Origin of the sequence: Neisseria dentiae (assembly GCF_024580525.1) — a bacterium.
Lineage (GTDB): Bacteria > Pseudomonadota > Gammaproteobacteria > Burkholderiales > Neisseriaceae > Neisseria > Neisseria dentiae_A.
Genome location: NZ_JANIKQ010000052.1, coordinates 1 through 1,216 on the forward strand (window position 1 = coordinate 1; position 1,216 = coordinate 1,216).

The window sequence follows — 1,216 nt, forward strand, 5'->3', positions numbered from 1 at the left end:
CCTGAGACCTTTGCAAAAAATAGCCGGATATGACTCTCTTCATACCCGGCTGCTTCGTATCTGAATTTCCGATTAAAAAACATTAAATCTCTGCCTATTTCCCCTCTAAAATCCCCTATTTCAAGGGGCTTGCCGCCTTTTCAGGCAGCAACAGGCACACCAAGCCTGTTCGCCGCCTTCAACAGGTTCAGGCAAACCGCTTTCAGACGGCATTGCGCCGTTACCTTCTCCACTCCAAAGTAAGAGGCACGGCTGTAACGGAACTTGCGGTGCAGGGTGCCGAAGCTTTGTTCCACCACATAGCGAACTTTTGATAAAGCTTTGTTGCGCTTCTTTTGCGCTTCGCTCAACGGACTGCCCCTGTGGGCTTTTTCCATGATGCCGTCAAGCAGGCGTTTCCTGCTCAGCACGACGCGGTTGTCTCTGCTGCTGCTGCCTTTGTCCGCATATACCTTGACGCCTTTTCTCAATCCTTTCAACAAGGGATTCAGGTGCTTGCATTCATGGGCATTGGCCGCCGTGGCGTACACTTTCTCGATACAGCCTTCGGCATCGCTGCGGGTGTGCTGTTTGCAGCCGAGCCGGTATCGGCCGTCTTTTTTGATCCAACAGGCGTCACTGTCTTTGCTGGGTGTGGTGTGCGCAATGATTTGACCTTCATGGCCGGTCTCGATTGCCTGACGTTGTTTGCCGCCGGCGGTTTCAATAATGGTGGCATCGATAACTGCGGTTTGGGCGTTTTTGACTTTGAGGCCTTTTTGAGCCGGTTCCCGGTTGATGAGGCTGAGCAGCTCTTCGAGCAAATGGTTTTGCGCCGGCCAATTGCGGTAACGGCACAAGGTGCTGTGATCGGGGATAGCCATTTCGTCAAAGCCGCAGAAGAGGTTGAAGTCTATGCGGGTGAGAATGCTGTGCTCGAGTTCGGGATCGGAAAGGCTGTGCCATTGGCCGGGCAGGATGGCTTTGAACATACAGAGACGGGCATAGGCGGGACGACCGCGGTTGTCACGGATATAACGTGCTTTGTGTTGGTTCAGATGTGCCTGAATGGGTTGCCAGTCGATGATCTGGTCGAGTTTCAATAAGGGAAAGCGGTCGATGTGCTTGGCAATCATGGCTTGGGCGGTTTGTTGGAAGAAGGTGCTCATGAGAAATCCCCTAAATGTCTTGGAGGAGAATTTAGGGGATTTTAGGGAATTTTGCAAAGGTCTCAGGC

General features: G+C 52.4%; 1 protein-coding gene. It reads right to left on the bottom strand.

Features of this window, described 5'->3' with window-relative positions:
• Window positions 1–140: 140 nt before the first annotated feature.
• The gene (locus tag NQ012_RS12805; RefSeq protein WP_257067960.1) at window positions 141–1,148 is read right to left on the bottom strand and encodes an IS5 family transposase; all 1,008 of its coding nucleotides are present in this window, start codon (window positions 1,146–1,148) and stop codon (window positions 141–143) included.
• Window positions 1,149–1,216 lie beyond the last annotated feature (68 nt).